At 35.7% G+C, this 26,069-nt stretch carries 33 protein-coding genes and 2 pseudogenes; 24 read left to right on the forward strand and 11 right to left on the reverse strand.

Going from position 1 to position 26,069, the window contains the following annotated elements:
- Positions 1–95: 95 nt before the first annotated feature.
- Positions 96–767, reverse strand: a complete 672-nt coding sequence (locus MSG66_RS08405) for an XRE family transcriptional regulator (protein WP_324653589.1) — start codon at positions 765–767, stop codon at positions 96–98.
- A gap of 672 nt (positions 768–1,439) precedes the next feature.
- Here MSG66_RS08405 and MSG66_RS08410 point away from each other — a divergent pair.
- The 3 genes from MSG66_RS08410 to MSG66_RS08420 all read left to right on the forward strand — a co-directional run bounded on the left by MSG66_RS08410 (position 1,440) and on the right by MSG66_RS08420 (position 2,867).
- Positions 1,440–1,694: a hypothetical protein gene (locus MSG66_RS08410; RefSeq protein ID WP_042897964.1), complete on the forward strand. Its 255-nt coding sequence runs from the start codon at positions 1,440–1,442 to the stop codon at positions 1,692–1,694.
- Between the two features lie 207 nt (positions 1,695–1,901).
- Positions 1,902–2,291, forward strand: coding sequence for a hypothetical protein (locus tag MSG66_RS08415; protein ID WP_075431324.1), 390 nt, complete (start codon positions 1,902–1,904; stop codon positions 2,289–2,291).
- A gap of 30 nt (positions 2,292–2,321) precedes the next feature.
- Positions 2,322–2,867 carry a glycoside hydrolase family 108 protein gene (locus MSG66_RS08420; RefSeq protein WP_262472992.1) on the forward strand — a complete coding sequence of 182 codons (546 nt, stop codon included), beginning with the start codon at positions 2,322–2,324 and terminating at the stop codon, positions 2,865–2,867.
- A gap of 97 nt (positions 2,868–2,964) precedes the next feature.
- On the opposite strand, the gene MSG66_RS08425 is transcribed toward MSG66_RS08420, so the two are convergent.
- Positions 2,965–3,582: a LysE family translocator gene (locus MSG66_RS08425; protein WP_202742893.1), complete on the reverse strand. Its 618-nt coding sequence runs from the start codon at positions 3,580–3,582 to the stop codon at positions 2,965–2,967.
- Between the two features lie 261 nt (positions 3,583–3,843).
- Between MSG66_RS08425 and MSG66_RS08430 the strand changes: the two genes are divergently transcribed.
- The 4 genes from MSG66_RS08430 to MSG66_RS08445 all read left to right on the forward strand — a co-directional run bounded on the left by MSG66_RS08430 (position 3,844) and on the right by MSG66_RS08445 (position 7,001).
- Positions 3,844–4,776 carry a lauroyl acyltransferase gene (locus MSG66_RS08430; protein WP_133974475.1) on the forward strand — a complete coding sequence of 311 codons (933 nt, stop codon included), beginning with the start codon at positions 3,844–3,846 and terminating at the stop codon, positions 4,774–4,776.
- A gap of 342 nt (positions 4,777–5,118) precedes the next feature.
- Positions 5,119–5,334, forward strand: coding sequence for a cold-shock protein (locus MSG66_RS08435; protein WP_133974472.1), 216 nt, complete (start codon positions 5,119–5,121; stop codon positions 5,332–5,334).
- 233 nt (positions 5,335–5,567) lie between these two features.
- A complete protein-coding gene (locus tag MSG66_RS08440) occupies positions 5,568–5,792 on the forward strand; it encodes a hypothetical protein (RefSeq protein WP_324653595.1) in 225 nt (74 codons plus the stop codon).
- A 399-nt stretch (positions 5,793–6,191) separates the two neighbouring features.
- A complete protein-coding gene (locus tag MSG66_RS08445; RefSeq protein WP_324653597.1) occupies positions 6,192–7,001 on the forward strand; it encodes a pyrroline-5-carboxylate reductase family protein in 810 nt (269 codons plus the stop codon).
- 18 nt (positions 7,002–7,019) lie between these two features.
- On the opposite strand, the gene MSG66_RS08450 is transcribed toward MSG66_RS08445, so the two are convergent.
- On the reverse strand, positions 7,020–7,136 hold the full coding sequence (locus MSG66_RS08450; RefSeq protein WP_324653599.1) for a hypothetical protein: 117 nt from the start codon (positions 7,134–7,136) through the stop codon (positions 7,020–7,022).
- A 178-nt stretch (positions 7,137–7,314) separates the two neighbouring features.
- Complete coding sequence (locus MSG66_RS08455) at positions 7,315–7,800, reverse strand: Lrp/AsnC family transcriptional regulator (RefSeq protein ID WP_034677787.1); 486 nt, start codon at positions 7,798–7,800, stop codon at positions 7,315–7,317.
- Between the two features lie 365 nt (positions 7,801–8,165).
- Here MSG66_RS08455 and MSG66_RS08460 point away from each other — a divergent pair, with 365 nt between their 5' ends.
- Positions 8,166–8,933 carry a class I SAM-dependent methyltransferase gene (locus tag MSG66_RS08460; protein ID WP_324653603.1) on the forward strand — a complete coding sequence of 256 codons (768 nt, stop codon included), beginning with the start codon at positions 8,166–8,168 and terminating at the stop codon, positions 8,931–8,933.
- A 283-nt stretch (positions 8,934–9,216) separates the two neighbouring features.
- Entirely contained in the window at positions 9,217–9,555 is a 339-nt protein-coding gene (locus MSG66_RS08465) for a hypothetical protein (RefSeq protein ID WP_324653605.1), read from the forward strand.
- 216 nt (positions 9,556–9,771) lie between these two features.
- Here the strand turns inward: MSG66_RS08465 and MSG66_RS08470 are convergent, their stop codons facing one another.
- A complete protein-coding gene (locus tag MSG66_RS08470; RefSeq protein WP_324653607.1) occupies positions 9,772–10,317 on the reverse strand; it encodes an AAA family ATPase in 546 nt (181 codons plus the stop codon).
- A 154-nt stretch (positions 10,318–10,471) separates the two neighbouring features.
- On the opposite strand from MSG66_RS08470, the gene MSG66_RS08475 reads away from it, so the two are divergent.
- The 3 genes from MSG66_RS08475 to MSG66_RS08485 all read left to right on the forward strand — a co-directional run bounded on the left by MSG66_RS08475 (position 10,472) and on the right by MSG66_RS08485 (position 12,323).
- Complete coding sequence (locus MSG66_RS08475; RefSeq protein ID WP_005076872.1) at positions 10,472–10,597, forward strand: YHYH domain-containing protein; 126 nt, start codon at positions 10,472–10,474, stop codon at positions 10,595–10,597.
- Between the two features lie 81 nt (positions 10,598–10,678).
- The gene (locus MSG66_RS08480) at positions 10,679–11,101 is read left to right on the forward strand and encodes a hypothetical protein (protein ID WP_324653609.1); all 423 of its coding nucleotides are present in this window, start codon (positions 10,679–10,681) and stop codon (positions 11,099–11,101) included.
- 667 nt (positions 11,102–11,768) lie between these two features.
- Positions 11,769–12,323 (forward strand): TetR/AcrR family transcriptional regulator, encoded by a 555-nt coding sequence (locus tag MSG66_RS08485; protein ID WP_324653611.1) that lies wholly within the window; start codon positions 11,769–11,771, stop codon positions 12,321–12,323.
- Between the two features lie 66 nt (positions 12,324–12,389).
- On the opposite strand, the gene MSG66_RS08490 is transcribed toward MSG66_RS08485, so the two are convergent.
- Together MSG66_RS08490 and MSG66_RS08500 are read right to left on the reverse strand one after the other, a co-directional pair.
- Positions 12,390–13,337, reverse strand: a complete 948-nt coding sequence (locus MSG66_RS08490) for a metal-dependent hydrolase (protein WP_324653612.1) — start codon at positions 13,335–13,337, stop codon at positions 12,390–12,392.
- Between the two features lie 283 nt (positions 13,338–13,620).
- Positions 13,621–13,854, reverse strand: a complete 234-nt coding sequence (locus tag MSG66_RS08500) for a DUF2171 domain-containing protein (RefSeq protein ID WP_042897977.1) — start codon at positions 13,852–13,854, stop codon at positions 13,621–13,623.
- 249 nt (positions 13,855–14,103) lie between these two features.
- Here MSG66_RS08500 and MSG66_RS08505 point away from each other — a divergent pair, with 249 nt between their 5' ends.
- From MSG66_RS08505 to MSG66_RS08520, 4 genes are read left to right on the forward strand one after another with little or no spacing between them, the layout of a single operon-like run.
- Positions 14,104–15,117 carry an acyl-CoA/acyl-ACP dehydrogenase gene (locus MSG66_RS08505; RefSeq protein ID WP_202742902.1) on the forward strand — a complete coding sequence of 338 codons (1,014 nt, stop codon included), beginning with the start codon at positions 14,104–14,106 and terminating at the stop codon, positions 15,115–15,117.
- Positions 15,105–15,899 (forward strand): PIG-L deacetylase family protein, encoded by a 795-nt coding sequence (locus MSG66_RS08510; RefSeq protein WP_133974456.1) that lies wholly within the window; start codon positions 15,105–15,107, stop codon positions 15,897–15,899. Before MSG66_RS08505 ends, MSG66_RS08510 begins: the two co-directional genes overlap by 13 nt.
- Positions 15,874–16,473: a class I SAM-dependent methyltransferase gene (locus MSG66_RS08515; RefSeq protein WP_133974453.1), complete on the forward strand. Its 600-nt coding sequence runs from the start codon at positions 15,874–15,876 to the stop codon at positions 16,471–16,473. Before MSG66_RS08510 ends, MSG66_RS08515 begins: the two co-directional genes overlap by 26 nt.
- Complete coding sequence (locus MSG66_RS08520) at positions 16,470–17,114, forward strand: glycosyltransferase (protein ID WP_042897981.1); 645 nt, start codon at positions 16,470–16,472, stop codon at positions 17,112–17,114. The genes MSG66_RS08515 and MSG66_RS08520 overlap by 4 nt, the downstream gene beginning before the upstream one ends.
- 4 nt (positions 17,115–17,118) lie before the next feature.
- Here MSG66_RS08520 and MSG66_RS08525 read toward each other — a convergent pair.
- Positions 17,119–17,249, reverse strand: a pseudogene (locus tag MSG66_RS08525) (hypothetical protein); the annotation flags it as partial.
- A gap of 207 nt (positions 17,250–17,456) precedes the next feature.
- Between MSG66_RS08525 and MSG66_RS08530 the strand changes: the two are divergent.
- The 5 genes from MSG66_RS08530 (at position 17,457) to MSG66_RS08550 (ending at position 22,540) form a co-directional block, all read left to right on the forward strand.
- Entirely contained in the window at positions 17,457–18,704 is a 1,248-nt protein-coding gene (locus tag MSG66_RS08530) for a mechanosensitive ion channel family protein (protein ID WP_133974448.1), read from the forward strand.
- Between the two features lie 222 nt (positions 18,705–18,926).
- The gene (locus MSG66_RS08535; protein WP_262472999.1) at positions 18,927–19,868 is read left to right on the forward strand and encodes a metal-dependent hydrolase; all 942 of its coding nucleotides are present in this window, start codon (positions 18,927–18,929) and stop codon (positions 19,866–19,868) included.
- Between the two features lies 1 nt (position 19,869).
- Positions 19,870–20,766 (forward strand): alpha/beta fold hydrolase, encoded by an 897-nt coding sequence (locus MSG66_RS08540; RefSeq protein WP_324653618.1) that lies wholly within the window; start codon positions 19,870–19,872, stop codon positions 20,764–20,766.
- 21 nt (positions 20,767–20,787) lie between these two features.
- Positions 20,788–22,029 (forward strand): NADH:flavin oxidoreductase/NADH oxidase family protein, encoded by a 1,242-nt coding sequence (locus MSG66_RS08545; RefSeq protein ID WP_324653620.1) that lies wholly within the window; start codon positions 20,788–20,790, stop codon positions 22,027–22,029.
- 40 nt (positions 22,030–22,069) lie between these two features.
- Positions 22,070–22,540: a DUF6632 domain-containing protein gene (locus MSG66_RS08550; RefSeq protein WP_324653622.1), complete on the forward strand. Its 471-nt coding sequence runs from the start codon at positions 22,070–22,072 to the stop codon at positions 22,538–22,540.
- Between the two features lie 49 nt (positions 22,541–22,589).
- On the opposite strand, the gene MSG66_RS08555 is transcribed toward MSG66_RS08550, so the two are convergent.
- Both MSG66_RS08555 and MSG66_RS08560 read right to left on the reverse strand, forming a co-directional pair.
- A complete protein-coding gene (locus tag MSG66_RS08555; protein WP_420714254.1) occupies positions 22,590–22,982 on the reverse strand; it encodes a hypothetical protein in 393 nt (130 codons plus the stop codon).
- A 71-nt stretch (positions 22,983–23,053) separates the two neighbouring features.
- Positions 23,054–24,223: an MFS transporter gene (locus tag MSG66_RS08560; protein ID WP_420714253.1), complete on the reverse strand. Its 1,170-nt coding sequence runs from the start codon at positions 24,221–24,223 to the stop codon at positions 23,054–23,056.
- Between the two features lie 161 nt (positions 24,224–24,384).
- Between MSG66_RS08560 and MSG66_RS08565 the strand changes: the two genes are divergently transcribed.
- On the forward strand, positions 24,385–24,831 hold the full coding sequence (locus tag MSG66_RS08565; RefSeq protein WP_324653625.1) for a helix-turn-helix domain-containing protein: 447 nt from the start codon (positions 24,385–24,387) through the stop codon (positions 24,829–24,831).
- Positions 24,832–24,916: 85 nt separating this feature from the next.
- Positions 24,917–25,246, forward strand: coding sequence for a hypothetical protein (locus MSG66_RS08570; RefSeq protein ID WP_324653626.1), 330 nt, complete (start codon positions 24,917–24,919; stop codon positions 25,244–25,246).
- A gap of 128 nt (positions 25,247–25,374) precedes the next feature.
- Here the strand turns inward: MSG66_RS08570 and MSG66_RS08575 are convergent, their stop codons facing one another.
- Positions 25,375–25,548 (reverse strand): hypothetical protein, encoded by a 174-nt coding sequence (locus tag MSG66_RS08575; protein WP_227549200.1) that lies wholly within the window; start codon positions 25,546–25,548, stop codon positions 25,375–25,377.
- A gap of 119 nt (positions 25,549–25,667) precedes the next feature.
- On the opposite strand from MSG66_RS08575, the pseudogene MSG66_RS08580 reads away from it, so the two are divergent.
- Positions 25,668–25,814 (forward strand): annotated as a pseudogene (locus tag MSG66_RS08580) (putative peptidoglycan-binding domain-containing protein); the annotation flags it as partial.
- Positions 25,815–26,069 lie beyond the last annotated feature (255 nt).

Below are 26,069 nucleotides of genomic sequence, written 5' to 3' on the forward strand. Positions count from 1 at the left end.
TTTATATCTAGATGGGTTATAAATAATTAAAATTATAAAAAACAAAAGTATATCCAGTCGATAGAATTATTATTTTAATTATATTTATAGCTAAACTAACCTGCTCGCCAGAATTGACGGCCCATAACCTTAAAGTTCTTTCCATTTTCTTCGGTTACACGTCGGTCTCTAAATTTCTCATTTAAACTATGCAAAATTAAAGAGCCATCTGCTTCTTTGAAAATTTGCTTAATCATTCCTTCGCCTGCAAAGTAAACCGCATAAATCTCGCCATCAATCACTTCAGTCTGAGAGATATCAATGCCGACTAAATCTCCATCTTTAATGTAGTCTGTCATGCTATCGCCTTTAGCTTTAATAATACGCATGCATTCTTGAGCAACCCGTTTTTCTTTAAAAAATGAGGCCGGAAAAGGAATTTTTCCATTAATTGCATCGAAGTGAAACTCGATGGACTCACCTGTACCACAAGAGAAATTAGCCTCTACAACTTCAATCCAGACATATTGATCGGTGGATTCAGCACTCACAACAGTAGGGCTAAATACTTCACTTTCTCTAAAAGAATCCTCTGTATTTCCAGTGGTTAACCAATACCCGTCCACACCTAAAAATTGGGCAATTAATGGAAGAAAAGCAGATTTCAAATTTTTCCCTGACTCTAAAGCTTGATAGGCAGGCTGAGACATTTTTACTGCTTCTGCCACTTCCGCCTGAGTTTTTTTCGCTTTAATTCTAGAGTCTTTTAAACGGTCTTTAAGAGCCATAATGGTCACACCAGCAAACTTATAACAAATATATAACTAAAGTTATATCGAGTAAAACAACTATAGTTATTGACTAATAACAACTATAGTTATAATATCAGTTATATCTTAAGATGAATAGATAAAGTTTAAATAGTATTTAAGTCTCTATTTATAGGCTTATCAACGTGTTGAGATGAAAGCTAAGTTTATTTTGTTTCTCTAGGCGGCAAAATAAAAGGGAGATAGCTCAATTAGTATGTGCAGATAGGCTATCAAAACAAAAATTGGAATAAAAAAAGCCCGATTCCGTGGATCAGGCTTAATGTTCGTCGATAAAGGGTATCAAGAACATGAAGAATTTAACAAAGATTTTGAGGCGTAACAAAAGTTTCCGATATACGGCAAAGCCTTATTTGAACTTTTTGGTCAAAAATTAAAGTTCGAAAAAAGCTTAAATTTAAGAACTTTAATACTTTTTTACAATTTCAAAAAAGGAAATATTTATTTTTAAATTAAAGCCTTAAATGCATATTGTTTGGTTCTATATGTTTGTTGTACCAGATGAAACGTTTCGAACACAAAATTGTAGCTATGACTTAAATATATTGCTCAAAGAATAGATCGAAACTTCAAGAATAACAAACGATAAAGATGCCTTACTAAACGAGTAAGTTGAGTTGGAGATAGTGAATGACTACAGCAATGCAGAACAGAGCTAAACAACTTAAAAATGCAAAACGTGGAGGGTATGTCCCAACAATTGCAAAAGATATAAACAAATATAAGGTACAAAAAATAAAAAGGGCACTTGAAGAGGCGAAGCAAATTGCAAGTGAGCTTGAAGATGAAGCGTTCGAATTCGATGATCAAGTCTCGATGCAAAAAGCGATAGGTGCAATCACCGTAATTGAGTTGATTGAACAAGCCTTAAACAGTGCACACTAACCCGCTTTAGCACACAAACATTCTTTCTTGGGCCCTAAAGTTAAACGGGTCAAGGTAAGTTCGTCTTGCAATTTAGCGCCGCTTTAAAGTGTTAGTGATTTTTATCGACTGTAATAAAGAAAACTAAGGGTATTTAAAAACTGAAAAACAACACGCTGGTTATCGTGGTGGATTTTCAAGTTTTACCCTTTAAAGCAGGACAAGATTATGACAACAGTTCCAACAAGTGGATTAGCCACATTTTTAAATTTTTATAGCATTGCAATTATGGTGGCCTTAGCAGTCAGCTTAGTTGTCGCAGTTGTGTTGATGATGCGTTTCCCTCGCTCACCGCAAGAATGGATTGTTGGGCTGATATGTACAGTGGTTTCAAGCTTAACAGGCGGCTCATTTATTATCATGAAATGGAATTTACATGAATGGGTATTAGATATTTGGGGAATGATCACACTATGTGGATTCTTCTTCATTTGCGGTTTGCCTGGTTGGGCCATTGTGAGATGGATATTTAATTTCATCAATAAACAAGAAGGTAAAACAATTGTAGAAGTCATGAAAGACTTAAAAAAAGCGAAAGATGATCTGCAAAATAGCTAAAAACAGTTTTAATTATATAGGTAAAATAAAATGAATATTGACCAGTACCTAGACGCAATCATAAACAGAGAAGGTGGATATGTTAACCATCCATCAGATCGTGGACATGTCACCAAATTTGGCATTACCGAATCGGTCGCTCGATCACAAGGCTATCAAGGTGATATGCGAAATTTACCAATAGCTGTGGCTAAGTCTATTTATAAAAAACAATATTGGTTTGAACCCCAATTTGACCAGATCAATGAGATTAGCTCAGCTATTGCAGAAGAGTTATTTGATACGGGTGTAAATTGTGGCGTCAATTTTGCAAAACCTTTGTTACAACGTGCTTTAAATCTGCTGAATAAGCAGGGGAAAGAAGGTTGGCCAAATCTTGTTATAGATGGCCAATACGGGCCTCTCACTTTTCAAGCGCTTACAACGTATTTGAACAAGCGTCCTAAAGATGGAGAAATGGTATTAGTCCGCATTTTAAATATTATGCAAGGGCAGCACTATATCGAAATTACAGAGAAGAACCCAAATTATGAAGATTTCTTTTATGGTTGGATTTTAAACAGGGTGTCGTTGTAAAAATTGTAATTAGATAAAAATATGCTGAATCATCGAAATGCTTTAAAAGTCTAAACATGAGTTAAGGCTTTTAAAGCATCATTCTTAAAATAATGATTTATTGTGCGATAAGTAAAATTGCAAGAAGAAAGAAAATAGCCCCACTGATTTTATTGAGTATAGAAAAATTATTTCCAGCTAACATCTTTTCTTTAAAAATTGAAGAGAAATTCGCATAGACCAAATGAATTAAAAAGCCAATAAAACAAAATGTTAAAGATAGAACTAAAAACTGATTTAAAATTTCTTTCTTTATATCAATAAATTGAGGGAAGAGGGCGATAAAAAATACGATTGTTTTAGGGTTAAGCAAAGATGCGAGTAGACCTTGATAAAATAGCTTCGATTTACTTACATTTTTATCGCTTTGCTGATCAGTAATTAAATCTTGCGATGGAATTTTTTTACTGAAGTTTTTATATCCTAAATACATTAAATAAAATGCACCAATAAATTTTAAAACCGTAAAAATAGTAGGGTTACTCGTAATAATAAGACCTACACCGCTAGCAGAAATTACAGCAATTACAAACATACCAATAATTAGGCCGCTAATACCGAATAAAGCGGTTTTAACACCATAATTGATTGAATTTGTGACAGTAAATAAAACACCGGGTCCAGGGCTTAATAAGGTAAGAAATGCAATTGTTATAAAAACTAAAAGACCGCTCACGCTGATATATCCTATTTATCAATTGAGACAAGATTATGTGATTACTTTAAATGAGAAAATACTTTATGTATACAGAAGGTTAAGTATATTTTTTAAAGTTATACCTAGCAAAAATAAATAGGGACGCTATTGATTAAAAATAAAGAGTGAAATAAATAGATAATCTATTTAAATAGCATAGCAGTTATTGCAACATAAACATACAACCCTGATAAGTAGGCATGTTAGTATGCTAAGTCTATACCTCAAGAAATGTACAGTATGACGATAAAAGAACGGCAGTTTAAATCTGGCGAATTTCGGTTTTCCTTTTTATCGTTTAAATATTGGGGTCTATGGGTTTTAGCTTTTGTTTTAATGTTATTTGCGATGTTACCGTGGGCTATTCAATGGCGTCTTGCCGATTTTCTTTCAAAAATAGCGTGGAAATCTTTAAGTTCAAGAAGAAAAACAACAATACGTAATTTAGAAGCATGCTTTCCTGAAAAAACACCTATGCAAATTGAAGTCAAAGCCAAACAGGTTTTTGTTGATACTTTAACGGGTGTATTTGAGGCTTTAAATGCTTGGTATAGTCCAAACTGGTTTAAAAACCGTGTTCACATAGATGGATTAGAGAATTTAACCAACAATCAGGAAAATGGCGTACTTTTACTAGGCACTCATAGCACCCTTTTAGATGCAGGCGGAGCCGCTTGTACCTTGTTTTTTAACATGGACGTAGTTTACCGACCTCAAAACAATCCCTTTTTAGATTTTCTGATTCATCGTAGCCGTGCAAGAGTGTATAAAAACCAGATTGCTCGAGACAACATGCGTGGACTTATCCAAAACCTCAAACATGGCCATGCAATATGGTATAGCCCAGATCAAGATTTTGGCTTAAAACAAGGTGTAATGGCATCATTTTTTGGAGTGCAGGCGGCTACCGTCACGGCCCACCGCAGACTCATGGATATCTCAAAAGCGGCAGCAGTACCTTTGTACTTTTACAGAAGTGGCGATATCAGAAACCCTCAATATCATGTTCTGTTAGAACCTAAATTAGAAAATTTCCCGAGTGGATGTGAAGTGAGTGATGCTGAAAGAGTCAATAAAATTATTGAGAATCAAATTCGTATCGCTCCTACGCAATACATGTGGTTCCATCGACGTTTTAAGACGCGCCCAGCTGGTGAAAAGAAATTTTATTGATGGTCTTGTGGGGAAATAGCAGAAGTACTTCTTTCGATTAAAATGAAACAAAATTTGACTTTTAATTGAAAGGAATCTTAATTAAATCAATATGAAAGACCAAGGAAGAGAAGTATATAATTTTTCTTTCTTTAATTATTTTGAATATCGATTGCAAATGTTTTTGAAGTGTGTATTATCGAGAATAACTAACAAAATATTCTAGTCATCATAAATTTCTATTTGCGCAGTTTTATTTATAATCCTTCGGTTTTTCAGTTATTTAAGTTTTGACGTCTATTTTTTAGTTAAATTGGTTTCACCAATAATAAGTTATAATATTTTAAGAGTTAGGATTAACATATGTCTACTAGTACTGGTACAGTAAAATGGTTCAATGAAACTAAAGGTTTTGGTTTTATTGTGACTGATGAAGGTAAAGATATTTTTGCTCATTTTACTGATATTCAAACACAAGGTTTTAAAGTTTTAATGGAAGGTCAACGTGTTGAGTTTACCGTAGTTCAGGGTAAAAAAGGCCCCCAAGCTTCAAACATTGTGATTCTTCAAAATTCATAATTAAATAAAATGCATGAATATTTTTAAATAAAGTATTTAAATAAAGTATTTAAATAAATTTTATTTGAAAAGTAATGCATTTTAGCAGAGTTTAAAAACCCACTTTACTTTTGTGGGTTTTTATAAATTTTAATTAAAATTATATTTAAAATAAAAAGAAGTGAAAATAATAGTTTTAAAAATGCTTCTATATTTTATGTTATAATATGAACAATTAGGTGTGTAGTATTAAAATGGATATTTGTATTGGTGGTATTTTTGACGGTCAAAAAGTAGAAAACGATAAAAATTATTTTAAAGTGGAAGACCATTATTCTGATAATAGCTCTGAATATATTAAACAACACTTTCATTTATTTGGAAAACTTTTTACTTTTTGGGTTTGTGATGACCTAGACTTGGAGCAAGCAACCAGAAAGGCAGAGCGAATCTTAACGAAGAAAAAAGAAAATATTTAGTTCAAAAAACAAATTACCTTTATATTGTCTGTTAATTTAAAGATTTCCTTATTTAATATAAGTTATTTTAGGAATTTAATTGAAATATCTTTAACAAGAAAAGTTAAGATCTTGAACGTAAATATTTTTTGCTTTTTTTATTTATTAAGTAGCATTTACAATATTCTATTACTAGTTACATACTTTAACAATTTGTATGTGGATTTTGCTAACTATAGTTATACATTAGACTTAAGTTAAAGCTGTTTTATTTATTGAGTAAATAAAACAAAACTCACTTTAATATCATTTATTGGAGTGGTTTCTTTATTAATTCGGTCATCTTTAATTCAATATTTATAATTAAACTATCGATAATATTCATTGTTATAGCCTCCCTTAGAAAGGAAAACATTTTAAATGTTAAATGAAGTACAACCTAATATTTGCTTTATTGGCAGTAGTAATTTAGCTTTAGCTTTAATAGGAGGAATGGTTCTAAAAGGATTTAAAAAAGAAAAGATATACTTGATTGAAGAGAAAAAAATTAATGATACAAATGCATTGAAGCAAAGAGAAGATGGTTTAAAAAAAGCTGACATTGTTGTGTTGTTATTAGATCCAAAACAATTAAAAGAGACACTTGCACCGTTTAAAAAATGGTTAGCAAATAAAATTATTGTTTCTATGATGGCAGGGATTGATATTGAAATCTTATCCCGTTTTACGGGTTCGAAAAAAATCGTTCGTGTGATTTCAAATCCACCTGTGCTTACGCATACAGGTACTCACGTGCTCATTGCTTCACAGCAAATGGACCAGCTTGATAAAGACTTAATTGAAACGTTGTACTCTGCAACAGGCCAGACTTTTTGGGCACCGTCTGAAACACAAACTGATGCCATCATTGCGTTATCTGGTTCAGGGCCAGCTTACTTTTTTTATATTTTAGATAGCATGATTAAGACAGGTGTTTCATTAGGGCTCGACAAACAATTTGCCTTAGATCTCGCTCTTCAAGCAGCGACTGGAGCAGTTGAAATGATTCGTAAAAGCAATGTTGCTCCTGCGGATTTATGTGGAAAGGTCACTTTAGCTAACGGAATTACCGAATCTGCTTTACGAATGTTTGAATTAGGAAATGTATCTGATGATATACGTTTAGCCATGAAGGCCGCATACCATCGTAGTAAAGAAATTACTTCAGAAATTATTTCTGAGGTTCGTTAATACATTCTTTGGAGAAAACTAGCTCTTTAAAAGGTATTCCCAAATAATATAACCTAAGCCAAACCCAATAAAAGAGTAGAGAGTAATAATAAAGAATACAAAACTGGCCTTATTTTTTTTCTTCAAAATGTTCATGGCGATGCCTCCAATTCAGATTAATTTTATTATGGAGATGAGGAGGCTGTAATCATAGATACAGAATTTTTTAAAAAAAATATAACAGAGCCTTAATCTGTTATGGTCTAAGCCGCTTAGCTTATTAAAGATTTTAGAATCAATAGTTTAAGTTAATATGCTATAGGCGTTAAGACTTTTATTCAATTAACATTAAATCAGCTGTATTGGCAGACTTAAGAGGGCGTAGGGCAAAGGTTGAGCGTGTGTGCCGAATTCCTTTAATCGAATAAAGTTTTTTCCGTAAAAAACGTTCGTAATGTTCCGCATCTTTTACAGCTACTTTGACCAAATAATCATAGTCACCTGTAACCAGATGAGCTTCTACAACTTCTGGGATATCTGCTAATGCTTCACTGAAATTTTCCAGCATTTCATCGTCATGACGCTCTAAGGTAATTTCAATAAAGAATACTTCATGAATACCAATCGCTTTAGGATTTACGTTTACCGTATATCCTTCAATAATTTTTAAAGTTTCTAGTCGTTTTAGCCGTGTCCAGCATGGTGAAGATGAAAGACCGACTTCTTCTGCTAATTGAGCAACGGTTAAACGACCATTACCACGTAATGCAGATAAAATTTTCCGATCTATACGATCTAGTGTGTATTCTGTTCTGTTCAAAATATAAACCAAAGAAGAATCTTCTGATAAAATTAAATATACTTTATTTTTATGCTGCGAACATTTAAAAATATTAAAAAATACAGGAAACATTTTGAGCTAAAGGTACATACACTATTTCTATGCATCGAACCTTTCTGGATAAGGGTGGTGATGGAGCAAAGAGCACTGTTTCAGTAAGGGTGACTAAACAGTGCTCTTTGCGAATTTCTTATAAGTTCTTAAATCTATTTTTATTAATTGTCCTAGTGTATTAAAACAAATTAAATAATAACTTTTATTTATCAATTGAAGAAAAACTAATCATTATTTTTTATCTAACTTTTCCTTTATGGTGATTTCATTGCAAAGAAGGAAGCAAGGTTATGATCACCCAGCACGATATAAATCAAAAACAATATCAAAATAAATCTCTCGACTATTTGAATAGCCAAGCTCATTCTGAAGGTATTGAATTTAATAAATTTATTAATGAAATTCGAAAAATTGAGAAGGCTGTAGTCTTAGATTTAGGTTGTGGTGGTGGTCATGTCTCTTATAACGTTGCTCCCCATGCTGATCTAGTCTTTGCTTACGATTTATCTCATGAAATGTTAGACACTGTGTCTAAGACGGCTAGCCAGCGAAAATTAAAGAATATCTTTGTGCAGCAGGGTATTGCTGAAGATATGCCTTTTAGTGACCAGCAGTTTGATGTAGTGATTAGCCGATATTCTGCCCATCACTGGCAGCATGTTCCGACGGCCATGAAGGAAGTAAACCGTGTTCTTAAACCTGATGGTATTGTTATTTTTGTAGATATTATTAGTTCTAGTTCTCCTATATTAGATACGTTTTTACAGACGATCGAAACGATTCGAGACCCGAGTCATGTACGAAACTATAGTGTGAAAGAGTGGGTCTATTTTATCGAAGATGCTGGCTTTGACTTAGTCGGCCTAGATAAACAAACACTTTCGTTAGACTTTGATAGTTGGGTAAAGCGTATGAAAACCCCTGAAGATCAAATCAAAACTTTGCGCTATTTGCAGGAAGGTTCATCTGACCTCGTTAAGAAATATTTCAAAATTCAAAATGACGGTAGCTTTGAAAGCCATGTGGGTTATTTTGTCTTTAAGAAATTAGGTTTTTAAAGTGGTGTAATGAATAGAGGTTTTAGTAGATAAGAAATGAATTAAATATCACTAAAACTCTTTTCTTAAATAGCTTGGATTATATTAAAGATGGGTATAAAACAAATCTAATATCATTTATTGATAAAGCTTAATCACACAATTTTTATAAGGTGATTAAGTATTCAAAACGGAAGTAGATTCATTCATTTTTCTTTTTATTAATAGACACTTGTAAGTAATTATTATTTAATACGCCCGCAACATTACCACTAATACTTTTAATAACTTTGTCGGGGAAATAATGCGTAATATTTTAGTAACGGTTTTCACTTTATTGATAGGAACATCAATTCATGCTAATCAAGAACCTAAAAGCCTTCTAGGGCAAACACACTGCGAGAAAGCAGTAGAGCTACATGGTTTTTTAAGCCGCGCTCAACTTGATTGTAACTATCACTATTATTCAGAAGAGTTAAAGGATGCTGCCGCAAAATGTACTAAACATGAGTTAGGCGATAAATACGGTAGAGAAGTCATGAAATTTGGTATGAAACAATTTGAAGAGCGCAAGAAAGAAGATACAAAAGGTCAATTATGTAGTAGGGTTTTAAAAGAATTTCCAAACTATATTAAAAAATAAAATAAGGTTTTAAAAACCTCTTCTAGCAAGCCGATAAAATGGATTTAATTATTCATTTTATCGGTGTATTACCATATATAATTCGCCAGTTAAACCAGAAATAAATTTTAAGAAGTCGCCCAATATCAAATTGATACTTAAAATCTCTCTTATTATTCTCTGTGATAGAACAGAGGAGGGACGCCTTGTGTGTGCTGAATCTTGTGTGTCATTTTTTCAACCTTTCTTCGTTCTCTCATCATGAATTAATGAATCGGGTAAATTATTTTTAAAACCTGTCTGAATAATATTTATAGCTTTTGAAAAGTTATTAAAATAAATAACCTTTCTAGAGAGTTGAGGATTACTACTCAGAAATTTTTCTAAGCGTTTATCAAAACTGTATGAGAACTGAATCAGCTCGATTGTATTTTTTAGAGTTTCTTTGGGCCTTTTGCCTGTAACTACAGACTTTAGATAACGTTGTAGGAGCCTTATTGTTCTTAAATAAAGAGGTACTTCCATTTTTAAAATTAAAGAGCACTCAAGAAGTAGCGGAAGTAAACGTTTATCGTAAGCTCCCTCTGCAATCCAACTATCTTGTAACGTGATTTGTTTAATACCAACTGAGATAGTTTCTTCCGAATTTTTTACAAACTCAGTTCCACTTAAGTTCCAGTAGATCTCATCAAATGCATGAGCAGATATCTTTAATTCTTTAGCTAGTTTCTTAGCGATAGTTGTTTTACCAGCCCCAGAAGGGCCTACAATACAAATTTTCATGGTTTATCTTTTTTGAATAGTGCTTGAGTAGAAATTTTATAAATAGAAACTAGACTAAAGTTCATAAGTTACTCATCTGTTTTATGAAAGCTTAATAATTTTATTTTGTATAATAAAAACTCAATTATAATTCCAACTTGAAGGAAATAAACTCATGAAAAAACTTTTATTCATTTGTTTAATCGGTTTGGCAGTGACACAGGTTAATGCTCATTCTGGGGGTACAAACTCTAAAGGATGCCATACGAATAGTAAAACTGGAGACCATCACTGTCATTAAGTAAATGTATAAAAGAGTAAGCTGTTTTGCGGTTTGCTCTTTTAAATATTCTAATCTTCTTTGAATAATAAGAGGCAAAAGATGGAAATGATACTTGGAGCGTTTGGTGTACTAATTTTATGGATTATACTGACTAAAAGGCATAAAAAACAGAGTGTTATAATAGAAAAGCCAGTAGAATACTTGTTTGATATTGTTGGAGAACAGTCTTATCAAGCTAATTTAAGAAAGATTGCTGGACCTAAACAAGAAAAATCAAAATATGTAGAAGTCATGGCTAGAGTTATTTCTGAACCTTTTAATGCTTATGACAAGAACGCTATAAAAATAGAAATTAATGGTTTAACAGTTGGTTATTTAAGTAGGGATGATGCCAAACTATTAGCTGGTAAAGTGATAAATCAGACAGTACCAGCTTTAATTAATGGTGGTTGGCTTGATGATAATAGTGAAGGGAGCTATGGTGTAAAACTCGGTATTCAAAGTCTTAACGAATTAATATAGTGGAGTACATTTTTAAGTTTTACTCATATTTTAAATCTCAAAAAATAAAAGTTTCTGTATTAGATTAATAAATCTTTTTACTAAAATTATTTTACTGAATTTTTTAAAGCTTTATTTCTATCCAATATCACATTGACACCTAAAACCCCTCCGATTATGCTTTGCGTGCTGGCCTACATCGCCAGTCGATTTTGACAGATCGATTTAACACACAAGACATCAAAAAGTTCTCTTTTTGGTGGCGAACTCGTTCGTTCCCCTTCGTAGCGGTAGGGCGAGGGAGGGACGCCTTGTGCGTGCTGATTCTTGTGTGTCAGTCTGTCAACCTTCTCTCGTTCTACCACCATAATCATTTGACAGTGATCTGGTAGAACTTCTTTACACACAAGGAGTCCGCTATGCGTACTAATTCTTCTTATTTATTGGTCTTTGCCAAACTCTCTCTATCTATACCGCCCAACTGGTCTTTAAAACGGTTTAACCGACTCTAGGTTTTTTACAACCTTAGCTCGTTACGACTAAAAAATCATAGCAACAATAAAACCTGAGATAGCTTAGGGCACATTTTTGTGCTGCTTTTGCATGCCTGTTTTTAGCACTCATTTTAAGAGTGACGGTATTTCTATCTCTTTTATATACAACAAAAAATTATTTAAACGGTATATCTATGCCAAATTTAGAATCTTCATTTAGAGCGCTACGAGTGCTTCACGCAGCTAAAGACTTATTTAATCAATATGGTTTTCATCAGGTCGGTGTCGACCGAATTATTGCGGAAGCCAAAGTCGCCAAGGCTACTTTTTATAATGATTTTCACTCAAAAGCACGACTCATCGAAATGTGTCTCACTTTTCAAAAAGACGCGCTAAAAGACAAGGTGTTTTCAATTTCTAATTCATACAAAGAGCAAATGGTGCTTGATAAACTCAAGGAGATTTATTTTCTACATGCAGACTTAAATGGCTTTTATCATTTGCCATTTAAGGCAATTTTTGAAATTGAAAAGCTTTATCCTGTTGCCTATAAAATCGTAGTTGATTATCGAAATTGGTTAATTAGCGAAATATATAAACTGCTTTTGACCTTAAAAATGACGGCTTTAATCCAAGACGCTTACATGTTTTTATTTATGATTGATGGGGCAATGGTTCAGCTTTTAGGTGAAAATGGCGTAGATGAAAGCGCACGGCTGTTGGATTATTTCTTTTTAAACTTTACCTAACGAAATAGAACTTAATTAAGAAAAAGCCTCCAATGAAGGAGGCTTTTTCTTTGAAAGAATAAGCGTTTAGCTTAATGTCGCAGGTTGTGTGGGCTGCTGTGCCATTTGCTCAAAATATTGAACTGCAGGTGAACGAGCCATATAAGCCAAAGCTTGTTCAGTGTCACCTTCATGAATTGGGTTAAATTTTGGAGAAACCCATCGTAAGGTCGCTTTCCACAAATATTTAATGGTTGGAAGGTTATCTGACTGCGTTGCCGTTTTTTCAAATTCACGAATGAAATTAAAGAAACCACGACGCATCAATTTTTGAATATCTTTATGCTCTAAATCCTGTTTGCCTAGGCTACGAGCAAAATCGGCAAGGAAAAAAATAAACAGTGGAAAAACAGCGGCCATAATGACTTGGCGCGACACATAGAAACCCAATTTGTTTGTTAATAGGTGCTCAAATAAATCATAGGCAACACAGCGATGTTCAACTTCTTCAGCTAGATGCCAACGGAACAAATCAGCCATGGCAGGGTCGGCGTGATCCCAAGACTTGCTGTCGAGTGTCCATTGTCCAATAGTTCCAGTAAAGTGCTCAATTGCGGCAATAACACCTACTCGAAAAAGTAACCAATATTCTTCAAGTTTCTCACCTTTTACAAGTGGTAGACCAAAGGGTTTATCGCCCAATAAAATGTTAAAAACAAAATGGGCACGGTTGAGCGGGTCTTGAATGTCATAGCCATTTTCACGTAGAAAATCTTGAGCTTTTTCATGGGCACGTGCATGTGCCGCTTCTTGACGAACAAAGCCAATTACTTCTTGTTTTAATGTTTGATCGGTAATGAAGGGAAGGGTTTTATTAAACACACGGCAAAACCAAAATTCACCAGCCGGCAAAAGCATATTAATACCATTTGCTACGTGTGAGCATAGCGGATCATTCGGCATCCAACATACAGATGACTCTGCAAAATCAAAATATACTTTTCGAGCTTTAAGCTGGTGGTTCCCTGTGATCATCTACGTCACCCTATTCATAATTGTTAATTTAATGTGAATGGACAATTTTTAGCATTAAGTAAAATCGATCACCATGTGAGTAAAGGACAAAAACATCCAACAACAGGCTTATAGAGATAAAAAAGGTCTAAATTAGAAGTTTGATCAATAAAAAAGGCTCCCGTACTAAAAGGAGCCTTCATTTTTTGTCAGTTAAGCTTTAAAGTTTTTAAGCCTATTTATTTTTTAAGCTGAAACTCTTTATTATAAAGTTCACGGTAATTCACTTATCGTGCTTAAAAGTCTAGATTGCTTGCCACTGATCTTTAACTTCTTCTGAATTTTTATTGAGTATGACTTGGTTTTCTTTGACTTCCCCAATCCATCCAGTAGGAATAAGGTGATGTTGGCCGCTTTCGTCTCGAGTCAGCTTTAATTGATTTTCACCATCGAGATGGTCAACTGTTCCTACTTTAGTACCACATGAAGCAATAACATCTGCGTGTTTTTTAATATCATTAATATTTAAAGTATTCATTTTGGACCTCTTCTTTACAAATAGAAAAACGGTAGAAACTAAGTTACTTGAAATAATCGGCTAAATGTTGGGTTTTTAATAATCCTTACATGACGGGTTTATAAGTTCACCTAATAAGTGCATTTGAATAACAATGAAATAATTAGATATAAATCTAATAATATTTATCTTTTTATTACAATTTATGTGTTTATTTAAACAGTTGGGTTCAGATAGGGTTAATTTAATACTTGTAAATAATTAATCGTAATGAATAGCAAAATACCTATAAACATGACGATATTGAGTATGTTGAGTGAATTTGAATATGCGTTAGCTGAAGATAAAAGTAAGCAGCGTCTAAATTTACTCTATCACTTGGTAAAATCAGCAGCGAACTTACCTTATCCTGCTTCCGGACAAACTTATCAACGTTGGCAGCTTTTTGCTCAGATTGCAGGTTTTGATTTAAGTCTAGCTAAATTGTTTGAATCACATTGTGATGCTCTAAGTATTTTAAACGAATTAGGTTACCAAGCTGAAATAGATAATCAGATTTGGGCGGTTTGGGCAGCAGACGGTGGACCAGCGCCTTTGCAAATAAAAGATAATCTTTGTAAGGGCATAAAACCTTGGTGCTCTGGGGCGGAATTTATTCAAAAAGCTTTAATAAGTTATAAAGATAACGAAGGCCAATCACAGCTTTGTATTGTTGATTTAAATCATTCATCAATTAGTACCGATTTAAGCCAATGGCATGCAGTAGGGATGCACGCTACGCAGACAGCCAGAGTCATTTTTGAAAATACGCCAGTTAAACCCATCGGTCAGCCTAACGCTTATTTAGAGCGTCCGGGGTTTTGGCATGGCGCTGCTGGGGTGGCGGCTTGTTGGTATGGTGCCGCCGTTCGTTTAGCGGTTTTTTTGCAACAGAGTTGTCAGGTAAATCCAAGTGCATTTAAAAAAATGTATTTAGGTGAATTAACTCAGCAGTTAGAAATCACTAAACAATATTTTCAATATGTCTCGGCTCTGATTGATAAGCAGTCCATGTTAAGTCATGAGCGAGAAGTGCGTATATTACGTGCGCAAACGGAGCAATGTTGTCAGAAAGCCATTGAACTGGTCGGAAAAGCATTAGGCGCTAGCCCTTTTTGTGAGCAATCTACTTTTGCAAATTTGATGGCTGATTTGCCTGTATTTATTCGGCAAAGTCATGCGGCTTTTGATTATGAGCAGATTGCGGAGCTTTGTTTGCCGGAGGAAAGTTTATGGGAACTTTAAATCATCCTCTTGTAGAAGACCGTATGATTTCGGGCGAAGGAACACCGAAGGAGAAGTGGCTACAGGCATTTGAAGAGCATCCCTTAGATTCTCTTAATCTTGAGTCATTGCACTTTAAAAGAGTGGTGATTGTAGCTCCACATCCAGATGATGAAATTCTGGGTTGTGGGGGATTAATGCAGCAACTCATGGCGCAGAATTGCAAAATTATTATTTTAGCAGTCAGTAATGGAACACAAAGTCATCCTGATTCTAATAAATATAGTCCAGATGAGCTCAATATTCTTCGACCACAAGAAAGTTTGGCTGCTTTGAAGTGTTTAGGTGTTTCAGAAGCTGTCGAGAGAATTGAACTCAATTTATTAGATGGGCAGATACATTGCCAGACTACACAACTTTGGCAGGGCTTAAGCAGAATAGTTCAAGCAGAGGATATCCTCATTTGTAGCTATGCATTTGATGGTCACCCAGACCATGAAGCCGTGGGGAAAATAGTACAAGCTTTTGCAGAAGATCGGCAGTTAGTGTGTTTACACGTCTTAATCTGGGCGTGGCATTGGGCTATGCCTTTAGATCCGAGAATTGATTGGCATCGAGCAAAAGCTTATAAGCTGACAGAAGAACAATTAGCAAAAAAACATGAAGCAATATTGCAGTTTAAAACCCAAATTGAAGTAGATCAAAGCACGGGAAAGGCTGCAATTTTATCTCCAAATACAATTAGCCGTTTATTAATGCCTTATGAGGTTTATCTGAGTGATTCATTCTCGCGTCTATTTTGAGGAGTTGTATCGTAATAATAATGATCCATGGGGCTATGATTATCATTGGTATGAAGCTCGCAAAAGACAAATTTGTCTTGCATTATTAACACGACCACACTATCAAAAAGTTTTAGAAGTCGGCTGTTCAAATGGGCATTTGAGTGTTCATTTAGCTCAACGTGCTGCCCAGCTTTTATGCCTAGACGTTTCTGATTATGCTGTTCAACTTGCCTCTCAACGTTTGCAGGCATTTGAACATGTGGTTGTTGAAAATAGAAAAATACCAGAAGAATATTTAGTTCAAAAATTCGATCTGATTCTTATTAGTGAAGTGGCTTATTATTTATCCGAAGCCGAATTACATCAGTTTATAGAAAAATTAAAGCATAGTTTAAATGTCGATGGGGAAATTCTTTGCTGCCACTGGCGCCATGAAATTAAAGACTTTGAATTAAATGCTCAGCAAGTACATCAAAGCTTTCAACAACATTTTCCATTTCATCATTATTTAAGTTTAAACGATCCAGATTTCATGGTTGATCTTTGGACAGTGAACTCATCTTCATTAGCACAGCAGGAAGAGCTAAGATGAAAATAGGCGTTGTCGTCCCAGCTCATAATGAAGAGCAATATTTATCAGCCTGTCTACACTCTATTCACGTTGCCAGAGAAAACGTGAGTAATTATCAAGTGGAAGTTGTTGTTGTACTTGATAATTGTACAGATCAATCATGGTCCGTGGTACAAAGCCATCAGGTTAATTGGATTGAGTGTCACTATGCTTGTGTTGGAAAGGCGAGAGATGTGGGTATTCGTCATTTAATTGAACGCGGAGTAACTTGGATTGCATGCACAGATGCAGATAGTGTAGTAAGTCCTGATTGGTTGCTATATCAAATTCAACATCAACCCACAGATGCAATTTGCGGTACGGTAAGTCTGGATGATTTAAGTCATTTATCCATGATCAAGCAGCAGAAATATTTAGCGCATTATCAAGATCAAATGAATCATCAGCATATTCATGGGGCAAACTTAAGTTTCAGTGCGGAGGTTTATCTTGAGGTGGGTGGTTTTGAGCCTATTTCGTGTCACGAAGATATTTCTTTAATTGAGAAATTTAAAAGAAAATCTAGGAGTATTACGTGGAGTAATTTAGTACGAGTGACAACAAGTAGCAGATTAAACGGACGCACTCCAGAGGGGCTATCGTACTTTTTAAACAATCTGTAAGAGGTCAAAGCATGATTTGATCTAATATAGAAATATTTTTTTTAGATTTTTAGGGTCATACTTAATATTAATTATTTTACCTACTTTGTATTTGTTATGATCTTTCTTACGGATGATCACTTTTAGATTTTCAGTCTTTATCCATAAAATAAAAAATGTTATCGCCGTAAATAAATGGCGGTAGACCTGAATAACTCAGATGAGCGAAAAACAGGAATACAGTCAATGGAGCCAAGTATATAACCTACTTGTTGTATTTGTGACTACATATGTAAATAACTCTTATTATAAATTCACTTAACGCCTAAAATTCTCGAAAATAAAGTTTTAAGGGGTAGAAGATTGGATTTTTTAAGTTTTTTTCGTGAATTAAAAGTTGAATTAAGCCATTATCCATGGCTTGAGATGTTGGTTTCACTCACGATTTTGATTTTATTTGCAGCAATGGCAAATTTTATTGCTAAACGGATTATTGTTCGGGGCGTTCGGCACTTAATTACAAAACTCAAATCACCAAATCAATCTATTTTTGCTCAACATAGTGTCATAAAGAAATTTGCCAATATTGTGCCGGCCGTTGTCATTATGAACGGTATTGCAACCGTTCCACATCTAACGCAGAAGGTTATTTCTTTTGTAGAAATGGGGGCGCAGGCATTTATTTTTCTGACACTCGCGCTTACAGTCAGTGAGCTGTTAAATATCTTCAATCTTATTTATCAGCGGAATCCGAAATCTAGAAACAAGCCGATTAAAGGTTACTTACAACTTGTTAAATTAATTTTATTTGTCGTTTGTGGCCTGATGATTTTAGGGACATTTCTCAAAAAGGATGTGTTCACTTTACTTGCAGGTTTTGGTGCGATGGCAGCGGTATTAATGCTCGTTTTCCAAAATACCATTCTATCTTTGGTTGCCAGTGTGCAAATTGCATCTTATGACATGGTTCGTATTGGTGACTGGATTGAGATGCCTTCACTGAATGCAGATGGTGATGTAATTGATATTTCTTTACACACGGTGACTGTTCAAAATTTTGATAAAACGTACACCACTATTCCCACCAATAAGCTGGTTACCGATACTTTTAAAAACTGGCGAGGCATGAGTAATTCTGGCTGCCGTCGAATGAAACGTTCACTCTTTCTCGATCAAAGTAGTGTTCATTTTATGACTGATGAAGAACAACAAAAGCTCAAAGAATTTTTATTATTAGACCAATATCTTGATGCAAAGAATTCTGAAATTGAAGAGTTTAATAAGCAGTTAAGTAATCAGTCACGCTATAACAAACGCCGTTTAACCAATATCGGCACATTTAGAGCGTATGTTGAATTTTATTTGCGCCAGCATAAAGGTATTGCTCAAAATCAAACGATTATGGTTCGCCAATTACAGCCGACCAGCCAAGGTTTGCCTTTAGAAATTTATGCATTTAGCAATACAACTGCATGGGTTGCTTATGAAGCAATTCAGTCAGACATTTTTGATCATTTAATTGCGATTCTTCCTGAATTTGGTTTACGTGTTTACCAAGCACCTTCAGGTCATGATTTGCAAAGATTAACAGCAGAGATTAATCCAACTTAATTTTTGGTAGAGATGCTCACACTGAGCCTACTTCCATAAAAAGCTCCCAGATGGGGGCTTTTTTTAATCTATGTTCTTGCCGCAGTTTTAAGCCTGATTATTTATTTTTCAAATGTGATTTGGGGTTTTGACTATTCTGACACCGGAATTGTCCTTTAAAGATATTAACAAGTTCCTTTTTAGAACTTAATGTGTATTTATCTTGAGGAAGAGAAAAAGAACATGTACCCAAACACATTCAAAGATATGGCTTCTAAAACTTTATGGCCTTTATTTCCACGCCGTGTTGCTTTTGAGTGGAATGAATCACCACTACACTGGATGCCACAATCTCCAATAGGAAGTCATGCTGTAAATCATTTCAGTTTTACGCTTGTGCGAGGAGAATACTTTTTCTGCCGTATTTTTAATAAGGCTTTGCCTTTTATAACCGATGAAAAATTAAAAAAAGATGTAGAAACTTTTATCCGCCAAGAAGCGATTCATGCTCAAGCACACAAAGAATCTGTTGAAAAATATATTCAGCGTTACGGAGTTGATATTGAAAAGCAGTATGAGCGCGTAATTGAACTATTTGATTATATGCTTGCAGATAAGCCTCTTGGAAAAGCGCTACCAAAGCGTATGCAAAAGCCTTGGTTATTGTTTCGTGTGGGCATTGTCGCTGCTGCTGAACATTACACCTGTGCATTAGGCCAATATGTTTTGACAAAAGCACATTGGGAAGAAAAAGGTTGTGACCCAGCAGTAAGTGATTTATTTACTTGGCATTGTGCAGAAGAAGTTGAACATAGAACAGTTGCTTTTGATTTATTTGAGCATTTAGGCGGTAGTTATACATTACGCGCTGCAATCATGAGTATTACGGCACCCATTTTTACTTATTTAATGGTTAAAGGTACACAAGAGCTTGCAGCAGTAGATTGTAGTTTACCTAAATCTCAGCAAAGCTTAGGCCGTCTTGATTTTTGGCGACAATGGTTTAAAGCAAGCTCCCAGCAGTTGGTACCAAGTCCTATATGGTTTATGACGATCACTAAAAACTTTTTTAAACCTTCATATCATCCTTACTATGAAGGTTCAACCGAGCTTGCATTGGATTATATAAATCGTTCACCAGCGGTCAAACTTTATGAAGAAATACAAAAAGGACTGGTAAGCTAATATGAATACAACTATTGAAAAACAACAAAGGTATATTCAGTCAGCTGATGTCACTCTATCTATTTATGAATGGGGGCAGGCATCCGTAGGCCGTGAAACACTGGTCTTTATTCATGGTTATCCAGACGAGGCACAGATCTGGGATGACTTAGCTTCATTATTGAAATCAGATTTTCATATTGTGACTTACGATGTGCGAGGCACAGGTTTATCTGGAACTCCGTTATCACAAGCAGGGTACCAGATGGATTATCTCATTTCTGATTTAAAAGCAGTTATTGAACAAACTAGTCCACATCAACCCGTACATTTGATTGGCCATGATTTAGGTGCTCTTCAAGGTTGGGAAGCTATTTTGGATGATAAGTTAAAACGACATATCAAAAGTTATACGGCTTTAGCCCCAAGTATTGATCATGCAGGTATATGGTTTAAAGAAAATCTGAACAGTAAAGAGCCTGCGAAAAAGTTTGCGGCTATCAAGCAAATGATTTCTTCGAGTTACATGTTATTTTTTAATATTCCAATTCTTCCAGAGTTAAGTTGGTATCTGGGGCTATCAAAAATATGGCCACAAGTAGTTTCTCAAATCGAAGGTAAGAAAGTTGCACCACATCCTAATCAACTTAAAAATGCCATACGTGGGTTAGGTTTCTATCGATTGAATTTATTTAAGCCATTAATCAACTCTAAAAAGCGTTATACCTCGGTACCTGTACATGTTTTATCAATGACCAAAGACCGCTTTGTGCCTCAACATATTGTAGATAAACAGGACAGATGGGTTAATTCATCTTTTACACGTACTGATATTCATGCGGGTCACTGGGGAATTGCTAGCCATCCTGATTTAATCGCAAAGCCTATTCGTAACTATATTCAAAAGCTCACTGCATAAAAATAAAGCTGGAGGTCTAAAATGAACAATGAATTAAAACTGGCGACACCATTTGTTTTAAAAGATAATTTTACGCTCAAGAATAGGCTGATTAAATCAGCTTTAAGTGAAGGGCTGGCGCATACAGATGGACGGCCAAGTAAAGAGTTGATTCAACTATATCGAACTTGGTCGCAATCTGGAGTCGGGATTTTGATTACCGGTAATGTAATGATTGACTCTAGAGCAATTGGCGAACCGGGTAATGTCATTATTGAAGACGAAAAAGATTTAGCCCTAATTAAAGAATGGGCAGAAGTTGCTAAATCTGGTGGTAGTGAAGTCTGGATGCAAATAAACCACCCCGGTAAACAAGCAATTAGAGGGTTAAATAAAGAAACTGTTTCGCCTTCAGCCGTGCCATTTGGCCCTAAAGTGGCAGCCGTTTTTGCTACACCGCGAGAGCTGACTCATGACGAAATTCAAGACCTTATTCAACGCTACGCAAACACTGCCGAAATTGCCAAGAAAGCAGGTTTTACAGGTGTTCAGTTACATGGCGCACATGGTTATTTAATTAGCCAGTTTCTTTCTCCGCATCATAACCGCCGTACAGATCAGTGGGGCGGAAATATCGAAAATCGACGTAGATTTGTCCTTGAGGTTTACAAAGGAATTCGCAATCGAGTCGGGCCTGACTATCCTGTAAGTATTAAATTGAACTCAGCCGATTTTCAAAGAGGTGGTTTTACCGAAGAAGAATCGCTGGCAACCATTCAAGCACTGGATGAGGTGGGAATCGACTTAATCGAGATTTCTGGCGGGACCTACGAAAAACCCATTATGCAGTTGGGAACTCCGAAAGAATCAACAATCTCTCGTGAAGCCTACTTTTTAGATTTTGCTAAAAAAGTTCGTGAACAAAGTAAAATTCCACTTATGGTGACTGGAGGTTTTAGAAGTCTGCAAGGTATTGAAAGCGCATTATTAAATAATGATTTAGATTTTGTTGGCCTTGGGCGAATTTTTGCAATTGAACCGTTGGCTTCAAAGCGTTTATTAAGCGGGCTTGAAACCATAAACCAAGTCAAACCTTTAACGACTGGATTTAAGTTTATTGATAATTTGGGGTCATTAGAAATTACTTGGTATACACGTCAAATGCACCGATTGGGGCGTGGGCGCTTACCAATTCCCGAGGAAAATGGACTTAAATCTTTTATTCTGGATATTAAAGATAAAGGGTTAGGTATATTCAAAACTCGTCGGTTACGCGCGTCTTAAAATTATAAATTAACGTTTTATATCAATGAGGATATAAATTATGTCGGCAACTCATCAGATAAAAATATCTAGATTTAGTCTCGTTGCAAAAATTATGGGAATTAGCTTTCTTCTATTTTTTGCAGGTGCAGCGCTTTTTATCTTTTTAAATATTCCTGCAATTTTACTTCAGTTCGAATGGGGTAAATTTCTTGTTCGATTAGTTCGCTGGGGAGAGCTGCATGGTGGGGGTGAACATTACGAGTTGATGATCTCAGTCATCTATATTGTATGGGGATGGTTTATACTAAAAGCGGCCAATGACCCTCTAAAAAACTATCTATTTTTTGAATTTACAATGTTTGCCAATATTGCTCATTTCGGTGCAATGCTTGTTATGGGGTTAGTAATGACACATGAAACTCCACATTTAATTGGAGATGTATTGTTGGGTTGGGTCATTCTCTTAATTTATATTTACTTCTGGTTACCTGTTAGAAAAATATATAAAACTGATGCCAATCTAGTTTAATAAATCAGTTTGGGCGGGGAGAGAGATTTGGCCTCGCCCCAACTATAGATTATTCTGCAAACCAAATGTTTTGATGATCACACATTGGGCTCAAATGTTTAATACGTAAGTTGTCTTGCTCAAAATTACCAAAACCCCCAACAATATCTAACTCATTACCTATGGCGATAAGTTTACCTTTATAACTTAAAGTGTCTTTTTCAGAATCCCACTGAGCAGTGTTTTCAGGAAAAATAATGAGGATATCGTTCACATAGAGGCATTCTTGTTTTAGCTGCAATATTCCTTTTAAGCGTGCTGATGCAAAAACGCCGTTAGATTGATAAACAGGCAGTTTCACCGCACTCGTATTTTCGTTTGCCTCTTGCCGCTGACATCCCGCCAGAAGGGCAAATACAACTGCGAAAATCAATTTATTATTAATACCCAATTTTGTTCCTATACGGGGCTTATCTATTTCTAATAGTAACTGACTAACATTTCATATCAACATTTAGTTTGTCAGAGGAGATTTCATGAAGAATGACTTAAGGCGCGTAGCGTTCTCCACCAAAATAATAGCGCCAACAGACTAACACCTGCACCTAGAGCACACACACCAAGCCATCCTGCATAGGCGTAGGTAGCTGTTGTACTGATAGCACCTAGTCCACTGCCGATTGCATAAAATAGCATGTATAGCCCAACAAGCCGGCTATGAGCTTCGGGACGAGTACGAAAAATCATGCTCTGGTTGGTCACATGAAGAGCTTGTCCGCCCAAGTCTAATAATACGATGCCAATTACCAGAGCCCAGAGTGAGTACGCCATGAGTGAAAGTGGCCCCCAAGCGATTAATAATATAACGAGTGCCGCCAAGCTTGTACGCTGAGCATATCCGCGGTCGGCCCACTGTCCAGCACGTGCAGCGGCCAGAGCGCCAACAACTCCGACAAGACCAAAAGACCCGATAATCGTATGTGAAAAACTATAAGGTGGCTTACTCAACGGTAATACTAGTGCACTCCAAAAAATATTGAATGCCGCAAACATGAGTAAAGCTAAGACACCGCGGACTTGAAGCACTTTTTCTTGGCGTAGTAGTTTTAGCATAGAGACTAGCAGATGCTGGTAGCGCATTGAAACGGGCTGAACATTTAAACGAGGGAGACGTTTCCAAAGTGGTAAAGCAATTACCAGCATGATTACAGCTGCACAAAAGTAAACGCCACGCCATCCTGCTAAATCGCTAATTCCTCCTGAAAACACTCGGGCAAGCAGTAAACCAATGAATACACCACTTTGCGCGGTCCCGACCACATGTCCTTGCTCATGCGGAGCAGCAGCACTCGCAGCATAAGCAATAAGCCCTTGTGTCATGGCTGTGCCGAGTAAACCTACGGCAAGCATTCCTGCCAAAAGAACAACCGTAGAATGAGCAAAAGCAACTACTAGCAATGCAGATATCAATGCTACGAGTTGAATAGCCATTAAACGACGCCGATTTACAAGATCACCCAACGGCACTAGAAAGATTAGCGCCAGCGCACAACCAATTTGAGTGGCTGTAACTACACCACCGATGGCGGAATGACTAATGTTAAAGTCCCTAGCCAATATGTCGAGCAAAGGCTGGGCATAATAGACATTTGCTACGCTTGCACCACTTGCAATAGCAAACAGCAATATCAAGCTCTGAGACATCTCTATAACTTTTGCATTGTTCTGTCTTGCCGGCAATGCGGAGGTGTGAGAAGACTTCATAATTCTAAACTAGTTTTAAAATGAAACTAGTTGAATGTTAAGTCTACTAGTTTTAAAATGCAACTAGGTATCTTGTTCCTAATCACCCATAAGGAAATTTAATGGCGAACTCTACATCTTTAAAAGATGAGCCTTGTCCTGTTGCACGCTGTGTTAATCTCATCGGAGATCGGTGGTCACTGCTTATTGTGCGTGATGCTTTTGATGGAATGCGCCGTTTTGGAGACTTCCAGCGAAGTCTGGGAGTTGCGCGAAATATTCTTTCTGATCGACTGAAAAAGCTGGTTGATGCAGGCGTGCTTGAAATGCAAGATGCTTCGGATGGTACGGCCTATCAAGAATATGTATTGACCGCTAAAGGGGAGAGTTTGTTTCCAGTTGTTGTGGCTTTACGACAATGGGGAGAGCACAACCTATTTGAAGGTGGTGAGCGCCATTCTCTGTTAATTGATAAAAATACGGGGCAGCAAATTCCATTTATGGCACCAGTCGCGGCAGATGGAACAGTGCTGAGAGCTTCTAATACTGAAGTGCAAAAGGTGAAATAAAAGAAGAGAAAACAAAAATAACCTTTTTTAACTTAAATTTGCAGAGATTAATTGATAACCTTGCGCGTCAAATTAAGGTGAGATTATGAGATTTATATTCCTCTTTATAAGCGCGATTTCAATTCAATGTTATGCAGCATCAGAAGCAATGGAACTTCATTACTGTGAAACTGTAAAAAAAGCAGCGAGTGGTGTGATGGATGCTAGACAACATGAAGTGTCCGCTAAAGAGTTACATGACATCGCCAATCATCTTGAAGAGCAACAAGCCAAACAACTTTATCAAGAGCTTATCAAATCTGCATATTCTTCAAAGTTATTTGAAGACCCTCTTATTAAGTCAAAAGCTGTCGAGAACTTTCAAACCACTTGGCATGAACAATGTTTAGCAAAAGAATTGGCTAATGATATTTGAGGGGGTAGTGGGGAATAGCTAGCTGGGGTTTGGAAAATAGGTTTTTGATTCTTACTTACCTCTTAGTTATAAAAAGCCCTCGGAATTTCAGAGAGCTTTTTGTTGTGTATAAGTTAAGGTCAAATTATTTAACTATGTAAGATTAAGAAATTGGCAAGTTCATACTCTTCTGCAGTTAAAGGTGTTGATTCAAGGTTAATTTCTTCAAAGTTTCCTTTAATGCTGTCAATAAAGTTATTTTGCACTGCCGCAATAATTAACTGTACATCGTCAGGTGTATTACTAATTAAAATATTAAGCATATTATGATAATTATCAGAATTAATATCTTGTTGTCGTGGAGAGTCAATAATAAATGGAGGAGTAGATAACTCAGCATGAGAGTAGATGGAATTAAGGATAGTAAGCCTTTTCACTAACACTGGCTAAGCGCGGTAAAGAAGGAGAGAAAGTATTAGTGCGAGTACTTAATATCATACAGGGCCAGCGTTACATAGAAATCTGTGAAAGGAATCCTACCCAAGAGCAATTCTTTTATGGTTGGATCGCTAACCGCGTTTCACTATGAAGGTTCTGGTTTTACTGTGCATTCTGCTTTCAGGATGCACAGCTCATACGATATCTACAAAAGTGCATGTCACTGTTTGTGTGCAGTGTGTGAATTAAAGTCTTTAGGAGAACGCTTTCTTATAGATGTGGGAATAAGTTAAATTGGTTCAAATTTTCTTTAAATATATTTAATTTTAGCTTTAGTATCTATAAGTTAATATAACGAGCTTTATTGTTATTTTTGTAAAAATAAAAAATAAAAATTGTTTTTAAG

The sequence above is a fragment of the Acinetobacter sp. IK31 genome, from assembly GCF_035615195.1.
GTDB classification, from domain to species: Bacteria; Pseudomonadota; Gammaproteobacteria; order Pseudomonadales; family Moraxellaceae; genus Acinetobacter; species Acinetobacter calcoaceticus_C.